A 23907-nucleotide genomic window follows, 5' to 3' on the forward strand; every position below is an offset into this window, starting at 1 on the left:
TTTTCTTAAGCCTTAAGAGGAAGATGGTTGAAGGAAAATATAAGTTTAGAAAGGATGCCACATCAGGCTTCTTTCAACCTGTATTATTTGTGGCAGTATCGCAGTCAGTCTGCGATATGCGATGGGTATAAAAATGAATTTAGAACGTATATTAGATATTTTTATGAGTTATTGGCCAATGTTCCTGCGAGGAGCATGGGCTACCTTATATATATCCATTATAGGAACTGTTATAGGAACTGTTATCGGACTTTTAATAGGAGTTATACGTACCATCCCAGTTCCGGAGAGAGGAATCAAAAAGATTGTTCTGAAAATAGTGAATATTATTCTTTCAGCATATATTGCCATATTCAGAGGAACTCCCATGATCGTGCAGGCAGTGTTGATATTTTATGGTTCTGCGGAAGCTTTGAATATTAACATGAACAAGACCATAGCAGCTATTTTTATCGTTTCCATTAACACTGGTGCGTATATGTCTGAAATTGTCCGCGGCGGTATTATTTCCATTGATAAAGGACAATTTGAAGCAGCACAGGCGATTGGTATGAACCACATTAAGACCATGCGCTATATTGTCCTGCCTCAGGTTATCCGCAATATTCTGCCTGCTACCGGAAATGAGTTCGTTATTAATATAAAGGATACCTCTGTACTCAATGTTATCTCTGTAACCGAACTTTTCTTCATGTCAAAATCTGTTGTTAGCAATACCTTCCGTTATTATGATACCTTTTTTATTACCTGTATTATTTATTTTGTTATGACCTATTCCATTACAAAGCTCTTGCGCTTTGCTGAGAAAAAGCTGGATGGGCCGGACAATTATATACTGCTTGGAAATCAGATGCAGGTGGAAAAACCTGAAGACAAAGCTAAAAGAGCTGGAAGGTGACCTGATAGCTTGTTAGCAGCAATAGATAGACAGCTGCATATTAAATGATATCATTTGGCTGAAAACATTTGGTTATGTGAAAATCATAAGTTAAATTATTAAAGCATAAGAAGAAAGGAAGTATAGGTAATTCAATGGAGAATTTAATAGAAATCCAGCATTTAAGTAAATCCTTTGGTGAACATAAAGTCTTAAAAGACATTGATTTTACAGTAAATAAAGGAGAAGTTATCTGCATTATCGGTTCATCAGGATCTGGCAAATCAACACTTCTTCGATGTGTAAATCTTTTAGAGAAACCATCCGGCGGACAGATCATATATAACGGTGAAAATATATTAGATGACAAGCATGACCTGTTTAAATATCGTACAAAACTTGGTATGGTATTTCAGCAGTTCAATCTGTTTGATAATTATAATATATTGGACAACTGCATGGTTGGTCAGTTAAAGGTCTTAAAACGGCCAAAAGATGAAGCAAAGGAAGTTGCTTTAAAATATCTGAAGACCGTAGGAATGGATCAATATATCAATGCAAAACCAAGACAGCTGTCAGGCGGTCAGAAGCAAAGGGTTGCAATAGCCAGAGCATTGTCTATGGAACCGGACGTTATGCTTTTTGACGAACCAACCTCCGCTCTGGATCCTGAGATGGTTGGCGAAGTGCTTAAAGTCATGAAAGAGCTGGCAGGTATGGGACTCACCATGTTAATTGTGACTCATGAAATGGGTTTTGCGAAAGATGTTGCAGACAGAGTAGTATTCATGGACCAGGGAGTAATTGCTGAAGAAGGAAAACCTGAAGATATCTTTAACAATCCCAAGCATGAAAGAACCAGAGAGTTCTTAGGCAGAGTTCTGGAGAACTAATACTTAAACCTTCAAATAAATAATATTTGAAGTTATACCACCCGGGAATATGCCGTTATTTGACTGTTGAAATAAAGCGGTCGCATTTAACAGCCAATTACCCGGGTTATTTGCAGTCAGCTCAATTTCTGAGCGAAATCCCGAGCTAAATTCTATGGTATCATTCATCTGGTTATATCTTGAAAACCCATTAATGGTAATTACCTGGAAGGGATGCCCCTCCAAGTGAATCCAGCCAATTTCACCGACTTTAGAAATAAAACGCATTCTGATTTTATCACCTTTGTTAAAGTAAATAGGGGCAGTATTGGGGTAGCATTTACCATTTAAGGTAAAAAAGTTAGGATTTCTCCGATACTTATTGGGTTTGTATTTGCCTGGAGCGATATTGCCCAAAGACAGTTCCGATATTTCCCATTGCTGCATTAATAATATAAAATCTTTATCAGGAATATTATCCGGATCGATATTTTCCTCGGCAGGAAGAACAACCAAAGCACCAGTAAGGCCTAGTGATGACTGAAAATCATGGGAGGAACGGTATAGGAAAGTTCCGGGTTTGTCGCAAAGAAGCTTGTAGGTATAAGAATCTCCAGGCTCAATACTGGGACCATACTGTTCAAAATCCGTGATATTTTTTAATGCCCCGGCTTTTGCGTATCCTTGTATCATTATTCCCGTAGCTTCCTCTAAATGATTTTCAAGAGTCAGAAAGAGCCATTCTCCTTGTACAATTATAATAGCCGGTCCCGGAGTTTTGCCATTATAACCTAATGTGTCCAAAGTAACCTCAGAAAGGATTTGGTGTTCAATTGGTTCCGCTCTTAGGCAGAAGGACCTTGCTTTATAAGAACTCTTATAATGGGCTATGGACATATCCGGAGCCATAATGTGGGATTCCCATATATATGCAGGTCCATGGGATTCTATTGATTGATGAACATTACTATTCATTATATAACTCCTGAAAATCTGACTTTTTAAAGAACCTTTGCTACTTCAAATAAATTATTAACCACTAGCCAGGCTCCTGGGAAAAAGTTCATAATCTGCCAAACACCTGAACCGTTCAATCCAAACTCCGGAATAAGGCGATACTTAGCATTCATACTTCTGGCATCATCAAACCATACAGCATGTTCTATACCATCTTCGGCTGTATAATAGTAAAATGGTGCCTGTGATGCTTCGTCAAATTGAATTGTTACATTATGCTGTACGCCACGGTCAATAGCCTCTACATTACTGATGGTTTCTGCCTTGGTTTCACCTCTGACAAAAGGGAGCGGCCAATCATAAGCGTAATTAGGCATACCCATTAAGATTTTGTCAGGATCAATAACGGAAACACCATAAGCAAGTACACGCCTGACACTATTTAAGGGAGCAGTCGCCATTGGAATACTGTAAGTATAGTCCCGTCCGGGATATAGGTGAATAAAAGAATGCAGTATGATAGATGAACTGACCACTATGCCGGGCAATAAGTGCATTTTACAGCTTTGCGGACTGCATCCGTTCCTATCTCCAAAGTACGATTTGAAGCAGCACCCCAATTACAGGTATACCGCCGAAGCTGATAAACGGAACACTATTGACGCTTCAAAGCTGGTAAACCACCGCATGAAAAAGCTCAATCCCAATAAGCAGTATACCGTGTATGAAGTAAGTGCCGACGAGGAAACCGCCGCCATAGACGAGAATGAGGACATTCTCATCTATGATGATGTGGACGACCCGAACGCATTTGCATAAATCTAGTTGGCGGGACAGTTTACTTATTTTGATTCTTTGCTCCCCATTCGCAAAGTCCTTCCAAAACAGGTAAGAGCGTTTCTGCCTTAGCTGTCAGACGGTACTCAACTTTAGGAGGGATTTGAGGATACTCTTTTCGGTCTATTAAACCATCTGATTCGAGTTCTTTCAGCTGTGAACTCAATATTTTAAATGTAATTGAGCCAATTTGTCTTTTCAGGTCATTAAAACGGACTGGCTGGTTTTCTGCTAAAAGGTATATGATAACCATTTTCCATTTTCCACCAATTAGTGACAAAGTATATCCAAAAGGTGTATCCTGAATGTTTTTCACTTGTCCCTTATATTCAGTCATTCCCATAAGTAATACTATCCTTTCTAACAGTACCTATCAATAAAGTGCGTACTATATTTTTATTCGCAGCCTTGTTATACTAAATTTACTTTAAAGTAGAGGAGAGAAAAAATGGCTATTATTAAAACTTATAATCACAATCTTTGGGACCATGGCATTTCCCAAGCCTACAGCGTAAACGGCACTATTTATGTTTCTGGGCAATTTTCCCATGATTCGGAAGGCGAATTTATAGGCGAAGGTGATATTGAAGCTCAAACTCGCCAGACACTAAAAAACCTTGACCGTGTGTTAGCGGAGTTTGGTATCACGAAATCCAATCTTGCTTATGTAGAGATTTATTTGGCAGATGCCGGGAAACATTCGGATTCCGTTATCGAACTGTTCAAAGAATACTTGGGACAGCACCGTCCGGCGGGCACACTTGTAGGCGTTTCGTATTTTGCTTTTCCGGCACAATTAGTTGAAATAAGTGCTGTTGCATATACGGACTAATGTATCATAATCTATATCTGGCGGTCAGATTACGATTGCTTCTTATGAAAATTATACTCTAAAATAGTTTAAGAAACAAGAATCATAAACCGGAACTTCACAAAAGGTAGAAGGAGTGAGCAGATAAAAAGATTATTGTTAAGACAACTTCACTTACCATTCAAGCTCCGAAACAGCAGAACAGCACCGTTTCGGAGCTTTTAATATAGATTGCTTGCCGTTTTAATCGGTCTCGCACGATACTAGTATTGTAATTACCTGTGTATTATGCTGTTTTTGCTTTTTTGATCGCTTCTAAAAATCGCTTTACACCTTCAGAAGGATTTAAAGGATACATGATTCCATACGGAATCGTACAATCACATTCTGTTGGAATCGTGACTAATGCGGGATGGATATTCTTCCAGTTATCTATCGTTAAAAGCACGGCTCCACTTTGTTCACAGCGATTAAACACCTCAATATCATAAGAATATGGGGTATCCTCAATCTCAATCGCCGGGTGCTCATTTTCGATATAGTCACGAATTCCATCAATTACCGGACTGTTGCCGCGCTTTATCATCATAAGCCGTTCACCATACAAATCAGGGAGAGACAACTCCTTTTTAGATGCTAACCGATGGTTTCTGGATACGGCAAAAAAGAAGTGATACCTTCCCAATTCATATACGTTGGAATAATCCTTCCAAGCCACTTTGTCATATAGCCCAATAATAAAATCGAAATCTTTCCCAACTGTATGGTTTGTCATTGCAGGAGTAGCAAAGTCATCATTGAACGGGACAATCTTCAGCTTGAACTGAGGGTTGATATCATTCACTTTATTCCATAAATCCATCAGAATATTAGATGGAATTAACAAAGAAGTTCCAACACGGATGACATACTGATTTGTCAGAATGGTCTGACGAGCCCGTTGTACCGCTTCCTCTGAATACTGCATTAAAAACCGTGCATCTTTATAAAGAGATCTCCCCGCATCTGTGAGTTGGATACCGTGATTGGTTCGAATCAGAAGTGGAACACCAACACAAGCTTCTAAAAAATTCATCTGCTTCATGATCGCAGTAGCGGAAATATATAGTTTTTCTGCTGCCTTTGAAAAGCTTCCACAATCTGCTACCTGTATCAATATACTCAATTGCGTACTGTTCATATTGAAAGCTCCTTTGCATCAACTTATAGTTGATGCTATTATAACTTTTATGAACTTCCATGTCAAAGGTTCCAATAGTAAAATTAAATCTATAGGAATGATATTAAATTATAAAATATAATTCGTTAGGTAATAAGGGGCTTGCTGCATCTAACTTGTGTTTGGAAACTTATTGCTTACCTATTATTCCCTAATACAAAAAAAGCTGAGAGGACTTGATTAAAATGACCTTAATAACAATAAATAAGGAAAAATGTATAAAATGCGAACGATGCATTAAAGAATGTCCCGTATCTTATTTGAAAATCGGGAAGAATGGTCCGGAAGAAAGAGTAGGAGCTACATGCACTGCTTGTGGACACTGTGTTGCTATATGTCCAAATTCTGCTATAGACAACAAAAGTACGCCTTTGGCTGAGCAAGTTGAAATAAAAAACAATTTAAAGATAGATGAACAGCAAGCAGAACAGTTTTTAAGATCGCGTCGTTCAATAAGAAATTATAAAGATAAATCGGTATCAAAAGAGAAGTTGACTAAATTGATTGACCTTGCACGATTTGCACCAACCTCTAGAAATAGTCAAGGAATATCCTTCGTAGTTGTTCAAAATAGAAAACTGCTTGAAAGAGCAACTGAAATCTCTATTCAAATGCTGGAGGTTTCGCCATTAAGATATTTAGTTGAGGAAGCCATTACAGATTACAGGAAAGATGGCGTTGATTCAGTATTCCGCGGTGCTCCTAATTTGATTATTGCAATATCTGATAATAATTTTCTCGAAGCCAGAGATAATGCTACTTCTTATTTAACCTACCTAGAGTTGTATGCCCCTTGGTTAGGACTGGGTTCTTGTCGGGTTGGAATATTTGAACATTGCGCATCAATTGAGAATTCACCCCTTTTAGATTTATTTAGCATTCCCAAAGAGAAAAAGATAGTAGCGGCGGTAATTGTTGGGTATCCAAAGTATGAGTATAAAAGATTAGTCAATAGAAATACGTTAGATGCAATATTCATTGAATAGCAACACTTTTGGGGCAAATAATTTAATGCAAGACATTGATAAAAAATCAGGGGTGCTAATAACATAGGATTGATTATAAAGCAGATAGCACTCAAAAGCATTTTTGCATTATGCTTTGTGTCTTGAGCAAAGTGAAAGGAATAGATAAAAATGGAATGTCAAAAGAAAGATACATAATCCTCACGCCGCTCGGCGAAGAGTTTGTATTTCGTGGTGTTATTGCCAATACGCTGAACCGTTACGGAGCTTGGGCAGGCGTGGTCGGTAGTGCTGCGGTCTTCGGCATCGTTCATGGATTCAATGTCATCCTGTTCGACGCATTCATGGTCGGTATCCTGACAGGAATACTATTCCTTAAGACGAATTCCATTTGGCCCGGGGTCGTGGTGCATATAATGTATAACGCCCTCAATCTTCTCTACTATTCAACGCTATAGATTAATTTTCATGAAACATAATGGTTTTAAAACATTAATCCTAGTCAAAGTGAGGTTTCGAAAATAAAGTTAGAGCCGCTGCTTTTTATAAAAAGGACAAACTGGATTGCAATGTGATTTAGATATAAATAAAACAAAAATTATAATTAGATATATATAAAAATAATATTGACATAATCTATCCCCTTGAATATAATAAAAACAATTAGATGCGCATCTAATCATTAAAATCCTTATGAATCTAATTAAGGAATATTGTAAATAGAGGGAGAAAGACATGGAAAGAAGAACAATTGAAAAAATAGTAAAAGCAAGTGGTGTTGAGAAAGGAGAACTTATTCTTGTTCATTACTGGGGAGAAGATAATAACCTGCAGCTTATGCATGACTTTTGTACAGCTGTTGCAAGTGCAGGAGCCTTTACCTTACCGCTGCAGCAAGCAAGAACAAAGAACAGGGACATCTTCGGTATATTGCAGCGGGGAAGTATACCTGAAAAATATTATTCTATCTTTGATCAGGTAGATGCGGTGCTTGATATCTTTGCTTATCGTCCTGTAGTATTGAATTATGATATTGGTGAAGAACAAATGACCACCTACAGGCAGCATATGAGCAGTATATTTAAGGCACTAAGTAATAAGAAACGATTTGCACAGATTCGTATTCCAACTGTTGAAAATGCAGAAGAAACGGATATGGCTCCGGAGGATTTTATACAGCGAATGGAAAGAGCATTTGATATCGATTACGATAAATTACGTATTGTGTGCAGCAATAAGATTGCAGAATATGAAAAAGCCAGCCGTATCACACTGCATACCGGTAAGGATTGCTCCCTGACTTTGGTCACTGAAGGAAGAGAATGGATAGCTGATTGCGGAGATGGTGACTGGCCTTGCGGTGAAGTAGCTATTGCACCAATTGAAGAACTAAGCGAAGGAACGGTCTGGTTTGAGAAGTTCTGGTTAAGTGGTGTTGGGATATTTCAGGATGTGGTACTTACGGTAGAAAAAGGACAGGTGATAACCAGCAACAAGGAAGAAATCAATTTATTCCTGTCTGAACTTCCCGATAACGGAAGAGTAGTTTGTGAACTGGGCTTCGGCTGTAATGAGAATATTACGGATTTATGCGGCTACACCGTATTAGACGAGAAAATGTGCGATACATTTCATATAGCCATCGGAGACAACACGATGTTTGGCGGCAATAACAGTGCGAGGCTGCATATGGACTTTGTGGGTACTGCTACGGTGGAATGTCACATACTTTTTTAGGGATTCATTTGCAGATTTTATAGATAATATTTATATACCTGTTGTAATTAGTCTTTCTGGGGCATTGGGGGGCAAGACGGAAGGTAAAGGAATAATTCTACATTAAAAAGGCTGTTCCTTCACAGATAATATGATGTGACCCCTAAAAGTTAGACTTTATTGCGAAGTGGATTTTCCACTTCGCATTTTTCTTTTATGCTGCCAAGAGGCTGAGTCTGTATTCAACAGGACTCATCCATCCTAGTTTCTCTTTTATTCGTTGCTTGTTGTAATACTCTATATAGTTATCTATCGCTCCTTTAAGCTCGTCATAATTGTAATAAACTACTCCATAATACATTTCCTGTTTCATTATTCCAAAGAAGTTTTCCATAACTGAATTATCATGGCAATTTCCTTTTCTGGACATACTTTGAAAGATTCGATGTTCTTGTAATGTGTTAACATATACCTTCATCTGATAACCCCAGCCTTGATCTGAATGAAATGTTCTACGATATGGACAATCCGATGTGATTTCTATCGCAGCATTCATAGCATCCATTATATTTTTAGCAGATGGTGTTGGAGATACACCATAGCTTATAATTTCTCTATTACACAAATCCATAAATGGATCTAAATACAACTTTTTGATAATCATACGACCTTTAGAATCCACATCATAATATTTGAACTCAGTAGTGTCTGTTGTGATTTTTTGATGTGGGATTTTTGTATCAAAGCGTCTGCGCAATCGATTCGGAGCCATCTTACCTACTTTACCTTTATAGGAACTATACTTGCGGCTTTTTCTGGTAAAAGATGTAACTTGTAAGGATAGTTTCTGCATAATCCGTTGAACACGCTTCTTGTTCACAGAGTATCCTTGTCTGCGAAGCTCCCCTAGCATACGTCTGTAACCAAAGTCTTTATGAAACGAATGGATTTCCATGATTTTTTCTTCAAGTTCTTTACTAGGATTAACTTTGTCAAATCTTCTTTTTTGCCAGTACATGTAAGTTGCTTTTGAAAATCCAACAACTTCGAGAATATCTTTTAATTTGAAATCTCCTCGGAGGCTGTGGATGATTCTCGCTGTTTTTTCTGAAGAGCTTCCTCCTCTAAACGCAGCCTCCTCAATTCTTTTAAATAGGCATTCTCTATTCGTAATTTTAATAATTCATCTTCAAGCTGTTTTACATGCTCAGCGCTTGTATCTACAGGGGGAATGTCTGGTACAGACTGTACTTGTTTTTTCTTATTATTTGAATCCAACGATTTCTTACGACCTTTCTTCTTAGGTCTCAGAGCATCAGGTCCAGCAATTCTGAAATCATTTACCCATTTGGCAGGAAGTGCTGGATTATTAATTCCTTGTGATAAGGTTAACTCCTGAAAAGAGACTTCACTTGATAAATACAACTCTACCACATGAAGTTTAAATTCAAAAGAATATGTTTGATTTTTTCTGGAGCGCATTAATCCTTCATCACCGTATTCATGATATGCGCTAATCCACTTACGTAGCTGTGTGTTGGATCCTAGCCCATATTTGTTTGAAAGATAAGGGGTACCTCCATTTCCTTCCAAATACTCCGTTACAATTTTTTTCTTGAATTCAAAGCTATGTTTTGCCATGAAAAAACCGACCTCCCAATCGTTTGATTTTTGGTCTAACTTTTGGGGGTCGGTTCAATAGGAATAGCCTTTTTTAACACATTGTTATTACACGATGTAAAATTTATTAAGTAATTTGCGGTAAAGATAGCTAAATCAGAATTTTAGGATATAATTCAATGGTAAAATTTGCATTATTTCTCTGTCCCCTTTTATTAGGTTCAAGTTTCAAATACGTAACCTTCTCCAGAATATTCTTAAGCAGTTCATTTCTTTCAGACATAACATCAATATCGTAATAAACTTCGATTACATGCTCTATTCTTGGTATAAGGCCATTGCATAGTATTTGCCTCTGGTTCATTCCGTTAAGCTCTTTGGATAAGTTAATCTTACATTCTTCCAGAGTGTTTATCTGTTCCGTTAATTTCTGTCTGCGTTGGTGAAATACTTCAATGGTATAAACACCTTGTTCCAGAAATTCAAAGGTCATATCAAGCTGGCTATTTAATTTCGTTATCTGATTAGATAATTCTTTTAGGATAGCTTCTTTATCTGCAACAGATTTCTCGTAAGGCTCACCTAGTTCGTAATTCTCCATTTGAAATTTGTATCTCTTCAGCCACACCTCTAAGGATTCAAGGATAACTTCCTCCACCAGATCAAGGGGGGAGGAGATATTATCACAATATGGTGTGGTACATTTAAGAGAAGAGTAAATATTGTGTTTATTAGGACCAAGACGAGTCATAAGACCGCCGCATTTTGAGCAATGTACGATACCTGTAAGAGGATTCTTAAGCGTTGCATCACCTTTTAAGGGTGGCTTGAAACGACCGGTCATTATCTGCTGTGCTTTGTTCCAGGTATGTTTGTCAATAATTGCTTCGTGTAAACCTTCAACTAAAATGGGGTTATTATCCCGGTATTCCTTAATTTTAACTGTGTTATCTACTATTTGCTTAACCTGCTTACGGTAGGACCACCGAATGAGACCGGCATAAGCAGGATTCTTTAAGATATCTTGAATAGAAGTCTTAGCCCAGTGCTGCTGATTGAAAGGCTTTAACCCCATGGCGTCCAGCTTCTTTGCTATTCTGGTACACCCAAGTTTGACACTCTTTCCATCAGGTAGCTCTTCACCGTGAACGTACAAATTGTAGATTAAGCGGACTACCCTTGCCTGTTCTTCGTTAACCGTCAGACTGTAACCCTTATCATTATGCAGTTTGGTTCTGTTATAGCCGTAAGGTGCAGTTGCACCAAGAAATTTACCTTCCTTGGCAGAGGCTACTCGACCTCTCTGGATACGGCGGTTGATGGTCTTGAACTCTCTTCGGGACATGAAAAGTCCGAATTCGAAGTATTCCTCATCAAATTCATTGCCAGGATCATAGAGCTTCATGGGAGTAATGATTTTGGTGTTGGAGTATTTAAAGGCCTGGGCTACGATACCCTGGTCAATGGTATCACCTCTTGCCAGACGTTCCACCTCCATTACAAGAACACCTGACCATTTGCCCTGCTCGACTTCCTGCAGAAGTTGTTGCATCTTAGGTCTTGCTGCAATGGTTTCTCCGGATACGATTTCACGGTAGATTGTAGTCAGCTGTATATTTTTCTTTCTGGCCAGCTCGAGAAGAGTCTTTTCATGGCGAAGGAGGGTATCGCCTTCACCATGTGCTTCTGCTTCCAGATCCGCTCGTGACTTTCTTAAGTAGGCTGCGTATTCTTCCATAAGCACTCCTTAATTATGGCAACTGTACACTGGCAATCAAGGCTTTCTTTCAATCTCAAGCGCTTTCCAAAGCCTATGTATTTCTGCCTGACACATTAAGAGTTGCAATAAAAATATACTGGGATATTACGTATTATATAAAGTATTGTGTCAGACTATGCTCATTAAAATAATACTGCCTTTAGAGGACAATATTATTTTAGCTAAACAGTTTAATTGTTTCTATCAAGTATTTTTTATTTCATTAAATATAAGATTCTATATTTGTTATACTTTAAGAAAAAATCTTTGTAGATTGTTTATTGCAGGAATGAAGAAAAATGGAATATACACAAGAATTTAGTACAAAGGATACAGCATACCATATACCAGACAGACATAGGAGATCAGGGATGGCAGTAGTTAAAGAACTAAATATAAGAGGTGCTAAAGTTCTTATCCATGATGATTACATAAGAAGTCCGGAAGAGAGTAGCAAAATAATGAAGGAGTTCAATGTGAAAGCATCCAGATTCCTGGCTGCAAAGTATAGAAGACTTGCGATGGAAGCTGAGAACGCTAATGAACCAGAAGTTAAGGATTTTACCACAGTCACAACATTCAATCCAAAAAATTGATCGTCCATGTTGGTACGGAGGAACAGGACCTTTAGGATAGTAAAATGGAATTATATGAGACTCAAAAAAGGCTGCCAAAAGGCAGCCTTTTTTGAGTATATGAATTTCTAAAATAGTTATTTCTGATTTCTTCGAATGAAATATTGAAGGAATAATACAAAAATGATTACAATAAAAATGCATATCAGCCAAATCTCAAAACCATAATGGTGCTGTAATCGATACTTTTCTTCACCTGTCATACTCTCAGTAACAGTTTTAACATTTTCGGAACGAATAAAATCGCCAAGAAATTGCCCAATAATAATACCAATAATATTTCCGAGAGATATAGCTGCAGCCATCAAATATTTCTTAAGAAATACAAATAAAAATACCAACAACCAGATAAATAAATATCCATGACTGGCAGTCCAATCAAAAAGATAATAATCTTTAAGAAAGCCCTGGGAAATAACATATAAGACTATAAAAGGAAGTATTAAGATTCCGCCTATTAATATTTGTTTAACTAAATTATTTTCTACTTTCATTTATCAACCTATCCAATACTCTGTTGCAGATATCCAAAGTGCGCTGTCATTAATCAAATAGAAATTATTTGCATAATCAGACCAACCATCTACTATTCTAATATATTTTCCGCCAGTTGTATACTCCCTCCATCCGGTAGATACAATCCAATGCCAGTCAACAATTCCATTTGCTAATAAGATACCACAGGGACGATTATTTGAAGTAGCACTCTTGATACCGGAGAAGGTACCTACACTGCTGTATTTAAGAGTATAGCCTCTGCTGCTGAAATAATCCTTTGTCCCTCCGGCAATCATCATAACAGGTCCATCACCTATAATATCATGAACTGCTACAAATGTATCACGTTTGCTGTTATTCTTCTTAAGATTAGTATACCCTCTGTTAGCATAATATAAGGCAATATTAGTTGCAGCAGTTGCACCGCAGTGATTATTAGCAATATCTGAATTTTCACCTGTAGTACACCAACTGGTTCCTCCAAATGGTATATAACCTGAAGTATAAGAACCGGATGGCATGCTATCCCAGTCAATAAAACCATAGCTTCCGCCAAATATAGTTACTTTTTCATTTGATACAGTTATTTGCTTCAGTATAGTCTCTCTTTGCTTTTCATGCAGTGCCTTTACGGATTCATTGGCAGCATTTAGTTCCGGATAGTTTGTGTAAAGATCATCGACATCTTCAACAGAATTAATTCTGTATGCAGAAGCTGTATAAACGTCAACAGGGCTGTTATAGATTATACGGGAAGTAGGAGAGGTATTAAGAATTTCGCGAATGAACTGGTTATCTCCATCACCGAATTCGATTGCTGTAGGGTTCTCGGGATTGTTATTTATAACGGAATATCCCTTAGGTGAAAAGGAGGTATAGAATGCTACAATTTCACCTTGTGTATTATACAATTCAACGATTTCCTTAAGCGTAGATGATTTATCCAGAATACAGTCTTCCAGATAAGGGGATCTTAGAGCTGAGTTTGCAGAAATCATGATATCCAGTTCATCAAGTCCTGAAACTGCAGATATCATTTCTTCAGCACGTGCTGTTGTTCCTGGAATAAATAAAGCCGTCATCAGAGCGACAATTAATAAACTTGATAATAATCTTTTGAACTTCATTGGAACCTCCTTATTTTACACTTGTTATTGTTTTTCAGCAGTTATAGCTGATGTTACGAATAATGTGAATTCCAGCAGGCTGTCGTTTAAAAAATGAACTTCTCCGGAGAAGCACAATACAATTATATTATAGAACGACTATTGAAATAGTAAATAGACATTTGTGTCCATATTATATATTTATAAGCTGTCGTTTTCTTCTTTTGGGAAAATCAAAACCATCATACGTAATGTAATGGATTTTATTTCACAATCTGTCATATATTTAATAGAAATGAATGTTTGAGGTTTCTATGGAAATACATGTTGTACAGCAGGGTGAAACTTTACAGATGATAGCTGATAGTTATGGTATAACAGAAGATATGCTAATCAGAGATAATGGTTTAGAAAATACCTATAACCTTGTTATAGGTCAAGCACTTGTTATAGCTGTTCCTGAAGTCGTTTATACAGTTAAAGAAGGAGATAGTTTAGTCAGTATTGCGGATTCATTTAATGTAACTATCATGCAATTACTAATGAATAACCCCTTCCTTTCCGATAGAGAATACATTTATCCAGGCGAGGTTTTAATTATTAGTTATAATAGAAAAGGAGATATCACGATTCATGGCAATACCAATCCCAATATTGACAGGAATATATTGAGAAAGACTCTGCCATACCTTACCTATCTCTCAATTGTTAATTATACTGCGACAAACGAAGGTGAAATAATATCTTATTATGATGATTCACAGATCATTGAAATTACAAAAGCATATGGAGTTATTCCGCTTTTATTATTAACCACATTAACCATTGTCGGCAAGGCAAATATAACAATTGAATATGAATTATTATTAAACATAAATTTTCAAACAGAGTATATTCAGAATCTATTAAGGATTATAAAAGAAAAAGGTTATAAAGGAGTCAATATATCCTTTCAATATATCAATGTAACGAATATAATTTATTATAATTCCTTTTTTACACTTATTACTGAACGTTTGAATAGTGAGGGGTTTCTGGTATTTGTAACAATTGACCCTAATCTTAGTAATACAGGTGAAAATGTTAATTTTGAAAGAGTAGATTATTCTTTATTAGATCAACTTTCACAGAACATTATTTTTATGAATTATCAATGGGCGACAAATGTAAATCCACCAGCACCAATTAGTTCGATACAAAATCTAGATGTATTTTTAAATTATGTCAATGCTTTTATACCACCTGATAAAATAATTATTGGCATCCCCACTATTGGTTACGATTGGGAATTACCTTTTTTGCCAGGGTTATCAAATGTAAATGTTCTTTCCTATGACGGAGCTATAAATTTGGCTGACATATATGGTGCAATAATTGAGTTCGATGAGACATCTCAAACCCCCTTTTACAGATACAGTAGAGATAATGTACAACACATCGTCTGGTTTATAGATGCCAGAAGTGTAAATGCACTACTTGATTTAGTAGTCAAATATAGTCTCCAAGGTGCAGGTATTTGGAATATAACTATTTATAATCCTCAGCTATGGTTAGTCATAAATTCACAATTTAATATACTTAAATTTCAATTGGATTAATGTTTATCCGGCTGATTAATAATCTGTTAAATGAATTTTAGCTCAGATATCATTTAATCAGCGTAGATAAGCGGGACAAGTTAACAAAAGAAACTGTCATGATGATTAGTGGAATCTACATATGACTTGGATGGAATTATGTATAGCCCCATTCATAAGTCATTAATAATACCTTATCCGCAATTGCGCCAATACGGGGATAATCATGAGCCTGATATAACAAACCGGGCTGATCTCCGGAAGTCTTAGGTGCTAAGGCAACTGTTACAATATAACCTAAAGGTTCTAATTTTGCATGTACAGCAGCAATAAAATTAATAAATCCTTCTTTATCTTCAGGCTGTATAAATTCAAAATCGATATCTAACCCACTGTAGTTTTTCTCTTGAATAGTGGCAAGTATATTATCAATAAGTCTGGCCTGACCTTCTGGATTAATGAACATATTGTGTGCAATTTCAGTATTGAAATTACCGGTTTCATCCATGGGGGCTAATACCATAAGGGGTGCGACATTATAATCCCTGGCTATTTGTATGAGTTCACTGTCATCAATGGGAATTAATTCTCCTTCGGGAGTGAAGCCGTAGTTGAATAGAGAAAGGTAAGTGAGAAAGGGGAGAGTTTTGCGTAAGACTGTCCGATCGATAAAAGGATAAGCGTAGCCATTTATTACAATATCCCCGAAGTTCTCGTCACGGCGGAATGCGATAACAATTGTCGTCCCTGGGATGAGAGACTCTGTATCGGCAATCCAGGGATTGTTCTGCAGGATTCTGGTAGGCGTTACATCATATTGTTGTGCTATACCAAAGAGAGTATCACCTTCCACAACTGTATGAGTCACTTCGGTAAACTGGATAACCAGACTCTGGCCAACAAGTAAATTATTGGCATTGGTAAGTTGATTATCTGTTATAATCCTTGTCGGTGTAACATCGAACTGTGCAGCTATGGAAGAAATGGTATCACCCGATTTAACGACATAAATTGTCATAAGACAGGGGCTCCTGTAATTCGATTTTATAATCAGTTTATGCAGGTATTACGGGTGTGTGAATAAAATGGTATATTTCACCTGCTTTCAATAAAAAAGTGGCTAAGCGGCTAGTTTATGAAAGCTCTGAAGGTGTTTTGTAAACTAAACGGCTGCATCATTCGTTTGTTTATAATCAATGCTAAAAACCCGGTCATTAAGTACTATTGTTTAAGAAACAACATTAGTACTTAAATGACCGGGTTTTTATATTTCTTAATTCAATCATATCTAATTGTAAAAATAGATTTACAATCCTTCTTCTTCCTGTGTCAGCAATTCCATAATTCCATGTAAACTGCCAAGTGTATTTGTAATAGTATCCATATCAAATTTAACAGAGCAGATAAGATCATGAGGTACCTGTATAGCCTGAGATTTTAAGTTCTGTCCCTTATCTGTCAATGTAATTACAACATTACGTTCGTCATTGGAACTTCTGATTCTGGTGATATAATCCTGTGCCTCCAGCTTTTTAAGCAAAGGTGTAAGGGTTCCTGAATCCAGATATAATTTATTGCCCAGTTCTTTTACGGTCAGACCATCCTCTTCCCAGAGAGCCAGCATGGTTATATATCCGGTATAAGTCAGCCCAAGCGGTTCCAGAATAGGTTTGTATTTTTTTATAATTTCCTTGGAGCAGACATACAGGGCAAAACAAAGCTGGTTGTCAAGCCGTAGCATCTCTTCTCCCGGTAGAAGTTCTTTGCCCTGGGACTGGGTACCCATATCATTTTGATTGTTCATGGCTTTTCCTTTCTTTCTTTACAGCTGAGTGATGCGGTGCATAACTGCTGTCAGTTACAAGTAAAGTTAATTTTGTGCAATTTAATAGTAATAAAAATCGTATAAAATGTCAATAGTAAGTATTGACAAAGACATATATATTTTGTACAATTAAATAGAGATAAATGAAATGTAACAGTTTAATTTACTAATAAAGGAGGAAAATTTTATGGCTGTATATGATTTTAAGGTAAACAATTACAAGGACGAAGAAGTAGGACTGGATGAATACAAAGGAAAGGTGCTGCTGATTGTAAATACAGCAACCAAATGTGGTTTTACACCCCAGTATGATGAATTACAGGATTTGTATGAGAAATACAAAAATCAGGGATTTGAAATACTTGATTTTCCATGTAATCAGTTTGGTGCACAGGCACCTGGTTCCAATGAAGAAATTCATAGTTTCTGTGATGCAAAGTTTGGAATAACATTTCCGATGTTTTCTAAAGTTGAGGTAAATGGTGAAAATGCTCATCCTCTCTATAAATACCTGGTTGAGCAGAAAGGGTTTAATGGCTTTGATGAAGGTCATGAGCTTACCTCTGTTTTGAATGAGATGTTAGGAAAAGCAGATTCTGATTTTGCTAAAAAGCCAAGCATTAAGTGGAACTTTACTAAATTCCTGGTTGACCGGGAGGGTAAAGTGGTTGCCAGATTTGAGCCTACGGATAATCTTGGAATCGTAGATGAAAAGGTTCGTGAGTTGCTCTAATTACGGATTATAATAGTGTAAAAGAAGAAATAAAAATTTTCAAAGAAAATATTGACATTGGTATATGTTTTTAATATACTTTATTAATATAAATAAGCAAAGGTGCTGCAGATGAATATCTGCAGCCTTTTTATTTTAGTCGAAGGGAGTGAATATTGCTCGCATTAGAAGGAATAAAACAGTTATAGTAGCCAAACAAATATTTTTGCAGAGACGCAGATTAAGTAATACTTAATTGGCGTTTTTTTTATTAAGGAGGGAATTATGGAAGGTTTATATTCATCATCCAATACAATCTGGGTATTGGTAGCTGCTGCTTTGGTGTTCTTTATGCAAGCAGGTTTTGCAATGGTAGAAACAGGATTTACAAGAGCAAAAAATGCAGGTAATATCATAATGAAGAACTTGATGGACTTTAGTCTTGGTACTCCAATTTACTGGCTGCTTGGATTTGGTATCATGTTTGGCGGCTCTGGGTTATTTGTCGGTGGTTTTGACCCAATGGTTAAGGGGGATTATAGTTCAATTTTACCCAGTGGTGTTCCTTTAATGGCATTTCTAATTTTTCAAACAGTTTTTTGTGCAACAGCGGCAACAATTGTATCAGGTGCAATGGCAGAGCGAACGAAATTCTCTTCCTATTGCATATACAGTATGGTTATCAGTGCTTTTGTATATCCTGTTTCAGGACACTGGATTTGGGGTGGCGGCTGGCTGGCTCAACAAGGATTTCATGATTTTGCAGGTTCCACTGCTGTTCATATGGTTGGTGGTGTTGCAGCTTTAGTCGGAGCTAAAATATTAGGACCTAGAATCGGTAAATATGATAAGAATGGAAAACCTAAAGCTATACCAGGACACAGCTTAACTTTAGGTGCATTAGGAGTTTTTATCCTCTGGTTCTGTTGGTTTGGGTTTAACGGCGGATCAACAGTGTCTGCAACTGGGGACGATGCAATCTTAGCAATGGGAAGTATATTTGTAACAACAAATATGGCTGCGGCTGTTGCGACTGTCACAGTAATGTGTATTACCTGGATTCGTTATAAGAAACCGGATGTTTCTATGACCTTGAATGGTTCTTTAGCGGGACTTGTGGCTATTACAGCTGGATGTGACCTGGTGACACCTTTGGGAGCAGCTGTAATTGGTATTCTTGCAGGATTTGTTGTGGTGTTCGGTATTGAATTTATTGATAAAGTTCTAAAGATTGATGATCCTGTCGGTGCGATAGGTGTTCATGGTTTATGCGGTGCTTTCGGTACCATTGCTGTTGGCCTTTTTGCTCAGGAAGATGGCCTCTTTTATGGTGGTGGAGTGAAATTGTTATTAACACAGTTTATCGGTGTTGTTTCAGTGGCTGCATGGGTTACTGTTACAATGGTTATTACTTTTTATTTAATAAAAACAATTGTAGGACTTAGAGTTTCAAAAGAAGAAGAGATTCTGGGACTTGATATCAAGGAACATGGTTTAACCAGCGCATATGCAGACTTTATGCCTTCTCCTGATGTTTTTACAGGTAGCGGTGAAGTTATAGCACCTTTAGGAACAGTGCCAATAACACAGGCCGTTAAGGTATCTACTACCGGTTATACTGTATCAGAAGATAAACGAAAACTTACTCAAATCATAATAATAGCAAAACAAAGTAAGTTTGAAGATTTAAAGAAAGCTATGAATGCAATTGAAGTAACAGGTATGACTGTCACCAATGTTCTTGGATGTGGCATTCAGAAAGGTTCAACAGAATTTTATCGTGGAGTTCCAATGGATATGAACTTACTTCCAAAGATTAAGGTGGAAATAGTTGTAAGTAAGGTGCCAGTAGAAACTGTAGTTAATGAAGCAAGAAAAGCTCTTTATACCGGAAATATCGGTGATGGTAAGATATTCGTTTATGATGTTGAAGATGTCATAAAGGTAAGAACAGGTGAGACTGGATTTGCTGCGTTACAGGATGAAGATTAGAAGTTGAAGATTAGAATTAGTAAGGAGCTGCAGTTGCGTCTGCAGCTCCTTACTAATTTAAAGTGAAATACACAATAACTTTGTGTATATTGATGTACATGGGACTCTATTAACCATGGATGAATACCAAGATGAAAATGATGTCCAGTCAGCCTTATGAAAACGGTTTGAATTAGCTGAACCAGTTTTGATAAATCAGACCGGTAAAAGCAAAAAAATTGGTTATTATATGTGCTGCAGTTACAACTTTAATAGATTTTGTTTTATAAGCAACCCATCCCCATAATAATCCCATGAAAATAGAACCACCAACTAATGAAGCAAATCCACCTTGATATATTATTCCCTGTGCCAGGTACAATGCTATATGCCAAATTCCAAAAAATAATGCTGGAAATATGTAGGCTAAAAAAATGTTATTATTAAAAATCTTATTATAAATTCCACGCCAAAACATTTCTTCAAAAGTTCCATTGATTAATGCAAATACCAATGCAATAAATAAAACTTTAAAGCCCGCTATTGGAGCCACCTTTTTAAATACTGCAAAAAAGGTGGCAATGCATGGCATAAATGCTAAAAAATATAATATATATCTAATTACAGCTGTTATATTTGATTTTTGAGTATAGATTTCTTTTAACTTGCCTAATCCATTAGAACAATATAAAGAGAGGGGAAGGCAAAAGATAAACCAATAAATACAAAATCCTATAATAAATCCGGTTGTCTTGCCAATTCTAACGGTTAGAAGCGGCATTAATATCAGCATTGCAATACAAAGAATCGGAGCGGCACTAATTAAAATATATTCATTCTTATTTTTATTTAACATAGATCTCCTTTATAATGCTTTAGTGAATTGGTTCGTGCTAAAAAATGACTGAAATTATTTTATATGTCATAAAGCCAAGGTACGTAATAAAAAGCAGTATGCCATCAAACCTATTTATTTTTTTTCGAATAACGGATACGACAAAAATATAAAGGGTCAATAATATGGTAATAATCAAATCAATCCATAAGGATTTTTCAATTGAAATTGGTGATATTGTGGTAGATACACCAAGTACAAAAAGTATATTAAATAGGTTGCTGCCGATGCAGTTTCCTATAACGATATCTGGTTCTTTTTTGATCACAGCCATAATACTGGTTACTAACTCGGGCATGGTTGTAGCCAGTGATACAATGGTTATACCGATCAGGGTCTGGCTTAATCCGAATCTGGCTGCTATCAGTGTACTGCTGTCTACTGTAAGTTTACCACCTATAATTAAACCTCCAAGTGAAAGGAAGGTTAATACATATAGCAGAAATAAACTTTTCTCTTTCTTATGTGTTATTTGATTGTTAAGACCATTGCCATCATTATCTGTATCCAAATCTCCTTCGACGTCAAATGTAGCAGGAATGGATTTTTTTGCATCTAGAATAACATATAACATAAACATTATAAATCCACATAACAAAAGGATACCATAAAATCTTTTCATAGTATTGCTACTTAGCATCATAACCAAAAGAACAATCTCAGTTAGAAGTAGCATGGGAAGTTCCTTCTTTACCAGAGAATCCTTTATTATAAGTGCCAGAATCATTGAGGACAGACCAGCAATCAAAGCAAGATTAGATAATGAACTCCCTATGACATTGCCAAGTGTCAATTGGTTTGTACCACGTATACCTGAGAGAATTCCAACAACAAGTTCTGGTGCACTGGTTCCAAAAGCAACTACCGTAATACCGATAATAAAAGAAGAAATTCCGTATTTACGTGCTATTTTTGCAGAAGAGTCGATAAGAATATCTGCACTTTTAAGAATTAATACCAAACCTATGATAAGTAAAATAAATTGCATAAAAACCACCCTTTTCTTTATTATATTTGCTGAGATGTACTTGAAAATTTACTGCTCTAACGTATAATATAAATTAAAATACATAAAAAGGGTGGAAAGCTAATACAAGCTCTCCACCCTAAAGCTCAAAACCTTAAGCAAATAATGCTCAACCGGAAAATCATGATTATTATATTCAATAGTTTTGTAAATGTCAAGAATAAAATGAATTCCTACTGCATTATCACTAATTTCCGCTGTAGTAATAATTTATTTTATAAGTTTTGAAAATTGCTAGTTGAAACTGTGCAAAAAAAATAGTATTATGTTAGAAATGATTGACAAATCGGTGCATTGAAAACCTACCGGTTTAAATGATAAAATCACCTCAATAGAAATTGCATGCACTCTATCAGACAGAGACGTCATTACGAAAGTAATGGCGTCTTTTACTATTGACAGTAATTTTCTTTAAGGAGGATTTAAGTATGAGACAGGTCGCAATTTACGGTAAAGGCGGAATCGGTAAGTCAACAACAACCCAGAACTTAACAGCCGGTTTAGGAGAAATGGGAAAGAAGATCATGATAGTAGGCTGTGATCCAAAAGCTGATTCAACAAGATTGGTCCTTGGCGGATTGGCACAAAAAACAGTACTCGATACGTTGAGAGAAGAAGGAGAAGACATCGATCTTGACTATATTCTAAAAAAAGGTTTTGCAGGTATCAAAGGTGTTGAATCCGGCGGTCCGGAACCCGGAGTTGGCTGTGCCGGACGTGGTATCATTACTTCTATTAATCTGCTGGAACAGCTGGGAGCTTATACCGATGACCTGGACTATGTATTCTACGATGTATTAGGAGACGTTGTATGCGGTGGTTTTGCAATGCCGATTCGTGAAGGAAAAGCACAGGAAATTTATATCGTATGTTCCGGTGAAATGATGGCTTTATACGCAGCCAACAATATTTCAAAAGGTATCATGAAATATGCGAATACCGGTGGTGTTCGTTTAGGCGGATTAATCTGCAATTCCAGAAAAGTAGACGGAGAGGCAGAGCTGGTATCTGCAATAGCAAAAGAACTTGGAACTCAGATGATTCATTTCGTACCTCGTGACAATGCGGTACAAAGAGCTGAAATTAATAAAAAGACAGTAATTGATTATAGTCCTGAAGTACCTCAGGCAGATGAATACAGAGAACTGGCTCGTAAAATAGATGGAAATGATATGTTTGTTATACCCAAACCCCTGTCAATAGACAGGTTGGAGGAACTCTTAATGGAGCATGGATTAATGGATGTATAAGACTAGGAGGTGGCGTGATGTTATTAGTAAGAGCTATTATCAGACCTGAGAAAGTTGGGGTTGTATTATCTGAATTGTTATCAGCCGGTTATCCCGCTGTAACAAAAATGGACGTATATGGCAGAGGAAAACAAAAGGGTGTTAAAGTCGGTGAAATCTTCTACGATGAAATACCAAAAGAAATGCTGTTGATTGTAGTGGAAGATGCAGATAAGGATGATGTAGTAAAGATTATCATGAAATATGCCAGAACCGGAGAAACCGGACATTTTGGTGATGGCAGGATATTTATCAGTCCGGTAGAAGAGGCATATACCATCAGTACCAAGAAAAAAGGTCTGTAGGATAAGAAAGAGGCAGTGTGCCAAAGGCGCACAGATGGGAGTTGTGATGAAGGAAGTAATGGCGATTGTCAGACAGAACAAGGTCAATTTGACAAAGGAAGCGTTGGCTACGGCCGGAATACCTGCTTTCACCTGCAGAAAGGTATTGGGTAGAGGAAAAAAGCTAATTGACATGAATCTTCTAACTACGATTGTAGAAAATGGTGAACTTCCCCTTGATCCTTCCGGAGAGCATTTAACCGAAGCTACAAGGCTGATACCTAAAAGAGTATTTACCATCGTAGTTGAGGATGGGGATGTAAGCAAAGTGGTAGAGGCTATTATGGAAGTGAATTCCAGCGGACATCCGGGTGACGGCAAGATATTTGTATTACCCATACATGAGAATTATCAGGTTCGTAATGGGGAATCAACAACAGAAGCTTATTAAAGGA

The 23907-nt window shown here is 36.9% G+C and carries 25 protein-coding genes and 1 pseudogene; 14 read left to right on the top strand and 12 right to left on the bottom strand.

Features of this window, described 5'->3' with window-relative positions:
* Nucleotides 1-133 precede the first annotated feature (133 nt).
* Nucleotides 134-898: an amino acid ABC transporter permease gene (locus BR73_RS0113540; RefSeq protein ID WP_033165965.1), complete on the top strand. Its 765-nt coding sequence runs from the start codon at nt 134-136 to the stop codon at nt 896-898.
* A 134-nt stretch (nt 899-1032) separates the two neighbouring features.
* Nucleotides 1033-1770 carry an amino acid ABC transporter ATP-binding protein gene (locus tag BR73_RS0113545; RefSeq protein ID WP_033165966.1) on the top strand — a complete coding sequence of 246 codons (738 nt, stop codon included), beginning with the start codon at nt 1033-1035 and terminating at the stop codon, nt 1768-1770.
* Nucleotides 1771-1773: 3 nt separating this feature from the next.
* On the opposite strand, the gene BR73_RS0113550 is transcribed toward BR73_RS0113545, so the two are convergent.
* The gene (locus BR73_RS0113550; protein ID WP_033165967.1) at nt 1774-2724 is read right to left on the bottom strand and encodes a multicopper oxidase domain-containing protein; all 951 of its coding nucleotides are present in this window, start codon (nt 2722-2724) and stop codon (nt 1774-1776) included.
* A gap of 26 nt (nt 2725-2750) precedes the next feature.
* Nucleotides 2751-3167, bottom strand: a complete 417-nt coding sequence (locus BR73_RS0113555; protein ID WP_051685198.1) for a glycosyl hydrolase family 18 protein — start codon at nt 3165-3167, stop codon at nt 2751-2753.
* Between the two features lie 58 nt (nt 3168-3225).
* Here BR73_RS0113555 and BR73_RS0113560 point away from each other — a divergent pair.
* Nucleotides 3226-3525: pseudogene (locus BR73_RS0113560) on the top strand (type IV secretory system conjugative DNA transfer family protein); the annotation flags it as partial.
* 19 nt (nt 3526-3544) lie between these two features.
* Here BR73_RS0113560 and BR73_RS0113565 read toward each other — a convergent pair.
* Nucleotides 3545-3886, bottom strand: coding sequence for a helix-turn-helix domain-containing protein (locus BR73_RS0113565; RefSeq protein WP_033165969.1), 342 nt, complete (start codon nt 3884-3886; stop codon nt 3545-3547).
* 105 nt (nt 3887-3991) lie between these two features.
* On the opposite strand from BR73_RS0113565, the gene BR73_RS0113570 reads away from it, so the two are divergent.
* Nucleotides 3992-4375: a RidA family protein gene (locus tag BR73_RS0113570; RefSeq protein WP_033165970.1), complete on the top strand. Its 384-nt coding sequence runs from the start codon at nt 3992-3994 to the stop codon at nt 4373-4375.
* A gap of 265 nt (nt 4376-4640) precedes the next feature.
* Here BR73_RS0113570 and BR73_RS0113575 read toward each other — a convergent pair whose 3' ends face one another.
* A complete protein-coding gene (locus BR73_RS0113575) occupies nt 4641-5534 on the bottom strand; it encodes a LysR family transcriptional regulator (protein WP_033165971.1) in 894 nt (297 codons plus the stop codon).
* A gap of 224 nt (nt 5535-5758) precedes the next feature.
* Here BR73_RS0113575 and BR73_RS0113580 point away from each other — a divergent pair, with 224 nt between their 5' ends.
* The 3 genes from BR73_RS0113580 to BR73_RS0113590 all read left to right on the top strand — a co-directional run bounded on the left by BR73_RS0113580 (nt 5759) and on the right by BR73_RS0113590 (nt 8275).
* Nucleotides 5759-6559: a nitroreductase family protein gene (locus BR73_RS0113580; protein WP_033165972.1), complete on the top strand. Its 801-nt coding sequence runs from the start codon at nt 5759-5761 to the stop codon at nt 6557-6559.
* Nucleotides 6560-6714: 155 nt separating this feature from the next.
* On the top strand, nt 6715-6996 hold the full coding sequence (locus tag BR73_RS0113585; protein WP_197032665.1) for a CPBP family intramembrane glutamic endopeptidase: 282 nt from the start codon (nt 6715-6717) through the stop codon (nt 6994-6996).
* 277 nt (nt 6997-7273) lie between these two features.
* The gene (locus tag BR73_RS0113590; RefSeq protein WP_033165973.1) at nt 7274-8275 is read left to right on the top strand and encodes an aminopeptidase; all 1002 of its coding nucleotides are present in this window, start codon (nt 7274-7276) and stop codon (nt 8273-8275) included.
* Nucleotides 8276-8468: 193 nt separating this feature from the next.
* Here the strand turns inward: BR73_RS0113590 and BR73_RS28335 are convergent.
* Both BR73_RS28335 and BR73_RS0113605 read right to left on the bottom strand, forming a co-directional pair.
* Nucleotides 8469-9895 (bottom strand): IS3 family transposase gene (locus BR73_RS28335; protein WP_242860624.1). Its coding sequence is split into 2 segments (ribosomal slippage): nt 8469-9370 and nt 9370-9895, totalling 1428 coding nucleotides; the frame shifts between segments, so codons are not numbered across the junction.
* 130 nt (nt 9896-10025) lie between these two features.
* Nucleotides 10026-11612 (bottom strand): recombinase family protein, encoded by a 1587-nt coding sequence (locus BR73_RS0113605; RefSeq protein ID WP_033165974.1) that lies wholly within the window; start codon nt 11610-11612, stop codon nt 10026-10028.
* 392 nt (nt 11613-12004) lie between these two features.
* On the opposite strand from BR73_RS0113605, the gene BR73_RS0113610 reads away from it, so the two are divergent.
* On the top strand, nt 12005-12229 hold the full coding sequence (locus BR73_RS0113610; protein WP_033165975.1) for a hypothetical protein: 225 nt from the start codon (nt 12005-12007) through the stop codon (nt 12227-12229).
* A gap of 116 nt (nt 12230-12345) precedes the next feature.
* Here the strand turns inward: BR73_RS0113610 and BR73_RS0113615 are convergent, their stop codons facing one another.
* Complete coding sequence (locus BR73_RS0113615) at nt 12346-12762, bottom strand: hypothetical protein (RefSeq protein ID WP_033165976.1); 417 nt, start codon at nt 12760-12762, stop codon at nt 12346-12348.
* Nucleotides 12763-12765: 3 nt separating this feature from the next.
* A complete protein-coding gene (locus BR73_RS0113620; protein ID WP_033165977.1) occupies nt 12766-13893 on the bottom strand; it encodes a hypothetical protein in 1128 nt (375 codons plus the stop codon).
* 293 nt (nt 13894-14186) lie between these two features.
* Between BR73_RS0113620 and BR73_RS0113625 the strand changes: the two genes are divergently transcribed.
* Nucleotides 14187-15470: a LysM peptidoglycan-binding domain-containing protein gene (locus BR73_RS0113625; protein WP_033165978.1), complete on the top strand. Its 1284-nt coding sequence runs from the start codon at nt 14187-14189 to the stop codon at nt 15468-15470.
* 136 nt (nt 15471-15606) lie between these two features.
* On the opposite strand, the gene BR73_RS0113630 is transcribed toward BR73_RS0113625, so the two are convergent.
* Together BR73_RS0113630 and BR73_RS0113635 are read right to left on the bottom strand one after the other, a co-directional pair.
* On the bottom strand, nt 15607-16467 hold the full coding sequence (locus BR73_RS0113630) for a LysM peptidoglycan-binding domain-containing protein (RefSeq protein ID WP_033167430.1): 861 nt from the start codon (nt 16465-16467) through the stop codon (nt 15607-15609).
* Nucleotides 16468-16755: 288 nt separating this feature from the next.
* Complete coding sequence (locus BR73_RS0113635) at nt 16756-17190, bottom strand: MarR family transcriptional regulator (protein WP_347463467.1); 435 nt, start codon at nt 17188-17190, stop codon at nt 16756-16758.
* Between the two features lie 271 nt (nt 17191-17461).
* Here BR73_RS0113635 and BR73_RS0113640 point away from each other — a divergent pair, with 271 nt between their 5' ends.
* Both BR73_RS0113640 and BR73_RS0113645 read left to right on the top strand, forming a co-directional pair.
* Nucleotides 17462-18007: a glutathione peroxidase gene (locus BR73_RS0113640; RefSeq protein ID WP_033165979.1), complete on the top strand. Its 546-nt coding sequence runs from the start codon at nt 17462-17464 to the stop codon at nt 18005-18007.
* Between the two features lie 264 nt (nt 18008-18271).
* The gene (locus BR73_RS0113645; RefSeq protein ID WP_033165980.1) at nt 18272-19978 is read left to right on the top strand and encodes an ammonium transporter; all 1707 of its coding nucleotides are present in this window, start codon (nt 18272-18274) and stop codon (nt 19976-19978) included.
* A gap of 172 nt (nt 19979-20150) precedes the next feature.
* Here BR73_RS0113645 and BR73_RS0113650 read toward each other — a convergent pair whose 3' ends face one another.
* On the bottom strand, nt 20151-20813 hold the full coding sequence (locus tag BR73_RS0113650; RefSeq protein WP_033165981.1) for a CPBP family intramembrane glutamic endopeptidase: 663 nt from the start codon (nt 20811-20813) through the stop codon (nt 20151-20153).
* A 37-nt stretch (nt 20814-20850) separates the two neighbouring features.
* Nucleotides 20851-21840, bottom strand: coding sequence for a calcium/sodium antiporter (locus tag BR73_RS0113655; RefSeq protein ID WP_033165982.1), 990 nt, complete (start codon nt 21838-21840; stop codon nt 20851-20853).
* Between the two features lie 467 nt (nt 21841-22307).
* Here BR73_RS0113655 and nifH point away from each other — a divergent pair, with 467 nt between their 5' ends.
* Genes nifH through BR73_RS0113670 form a run of 3 tightly spaced genes read left to right on the top strand, consistent with a single transcriptional unit; the run spans nt 22308 to nt 23903 of the window.
* Nucleotides 22308-23129: a nitrogenase iron protein gene (nifH, locus tag BR73_RS0113660; RefSeq protein ID WP_033165983.1), complete on the top strand. Its 822-nt coding sequence runs from the start codon at nt 22308-22310 to the stop codon at nt 23127-23129.
* A gap of 17 nt (nt 23130-23146) precedes the next feature.
* Nucleotides 23147-23473: a P-II family nitrogen regulator gene (locus BR73_RS0113665; RefSeq protein WP_033165984.1), complete on the top strand. Its 327-nt coding sequence runs from the start codon at nt 23147-23149 to the stop codon at nt 23471-23473.
* Between the two features lie 46 nt (nt 23474-23519).
* Nucleotides 23520-23903, top strand: a complete 384-nt coding sequence (locus BR73_RS0113670) for a P-II family nitrogen regulator (RefSeq protein WP_033167432.1) — start codon at nt 23520-23522, stop codon at nt 23901-23903.
* Nucleotides 23904-23907: the final 4 nt, after the last annotated feature.

It is taken from the genome of Clostridium sp. KNHs205 (assembly GCF_000702945.1).
GTDB lineage: Bacteria > Bacillota > Clostridia > Lachnospirales > Lachnospiraceae > Anaerocolumna.

Coding starts and splice junctions, on each gene's coding strand:
- BR73_RS0113625 (WP_033165978.1), top strand. CDS start 14,187: ATGGAAATACATGTTGTACAGCAGGGTGAAACTTTACAGATGATAGCT.
- BR73_RS0113650 (WP_033165981.1), bottom strand. CDS start 20,813: ATGTTAAATAAAAATAAGAATGAATATATTTTAATTAGTGCCGCTCCG.
- BR73_RS0113630 (WP_033167430.1), bottom strand. CDS start 16,467: ATGACAATTTATGTCGTTAAATCGGGTGATACCATTTCTTCCATAGCT.
- BR73_RS0113640 (WP_033165979.1), top strand. CDS start 17,462: ATGGCTGTATATGATTTTAAGGTAAACAATTACAAGGACGAAGAAGTA.
- BR73_RS0113550 (WP_033165967.1), bottom strand. CDS start 2,724: ATGAATAGTAATGTTCATCAATCAATAGAATCCCATGGACCTGCATAT.
- nifH (WP_033165983.1), top strand. CDS start 22,308: ATGAGACAGGTCGCAATTTACGGTAAAGGCGGAATCGGTAAGTCAACA.
- BR73_RS0113545 (WP_033165966.1), top strand. CDS start 1,033: ATGGAGAATTTAATAGAAATCCAGCATTTAAGTAAATCCTTTGGTGAA.
- BR73_RS0113570 (WP_033165970.1), top strand. CDS start 3,992: ATGGCTATTATTAAAACTTATAATCACAATCTTTGGGACCATGGCATT.
- BR73_RS0113655 (WP_033165982.1), bottom strand. CDS start 21,840: ATGCAATTTATTTTACTTATCATAGGTTTGGTATTAATTCTTAAAAGT.
- BR73_RS0113565 (WP_033165969.1), bottom strand. CDS start 3,886: ATGGGAATGACTGAATATAAGGGACAAGTGAAAAACATTCAGGATACA.
- BR73_RS0113635 (WP_347463467.1), bottom strand. CDS start 17,190: ATGCTACGGCTTGACAACCAGCTTTGTTTTGCCCTGTATGTCTGCTCC.
- BR73_RS0113665 (WP_033165984.1), top strand. CDS start 23,147: ATGTTATTAGTAAGAGCTATTATCAGACCTGAGAAAGTTGGGGTTGTA.
- BR73_RS0113620 (WP_033165977.1), bottom strand. CDS start 13,893: ATGAAGTTCAAAAGATTATTATCAAGTTTATTAATTGTCGCTCTGATG.
- BR73_RS0113575 (WP_033165971.1), bottom strand. CDS start 5,534: ATGAACAGTACGCAATTGAGTATATTGATACAGGTAGCAGATTGTGGA.
- BR73_RS0113645 (WP_033165980.1), top strand. CDS start 18,272: ATGGAAGGTTTATATTCATCATCCAATACAATCTGGGTATTGGTAGCT.
- BR73_RS0113590 (WP_033165973.1), top strand. CDS start 7,274: ATGGAAAGAAGAACAATTGAAAAAATAGTAAAAGCAAGTGGTGTTGAG.
- BR73_RS0113615 (WP_033165976.1), bottom strand. CDS start 12,762: ATGAAAGTAGAAAATAATTTAGTTAAACAAATATTAATAGGCGGAATC.
- BR73_RS0113540 (WP_033165965.1), top strand. CDS start 134: ATGAATTTAGAACGTATATTAGATATTTTTATGAGTTATTGGCCAATG.
- BR73_RS0113555 (WP_051685198.1), bottom strand. CDS start 3,167: ATGGCGACTGCTCCCTTAAATAGTGTCAGGCGTGTACTTGCTTATGGT.
- BR73_RS0113605 (WP_033165974.1), bottom strand. CDS start 11,612: ATGGAAGAATACGCAGCCTACTTAAGAAAGTCACGAGCGGATCTGGAA.
- BR73_RS0113670 (WP_033167432.1), top strand. CDS start 23,520: ATGAAGGAAGTAATGGCGATTGTCAGACAGAACAAGGTCAATTTGACA.
- BR73_RS0113610 (WP_033165975.1), top strand. CDS start 12,005: ATGGCAGTAGTTAAAGAACTAAATATAAGAGGTGCTAAAGTTCTTATC.
- BR73_RS0113580 (WP_033165972.1), top strand. CDS start 5,759: ATGACCTTAATAACAATAAATAAGGAAAAATGTATAAAATGCGAACGA.
- BR73_RS0113585 (WP_197032665.1), top strand. CDS start 6,715: ATGTCAAAAGAAAGATACATAATCCTCACGCCGCTCGGCGAAGAGTTT.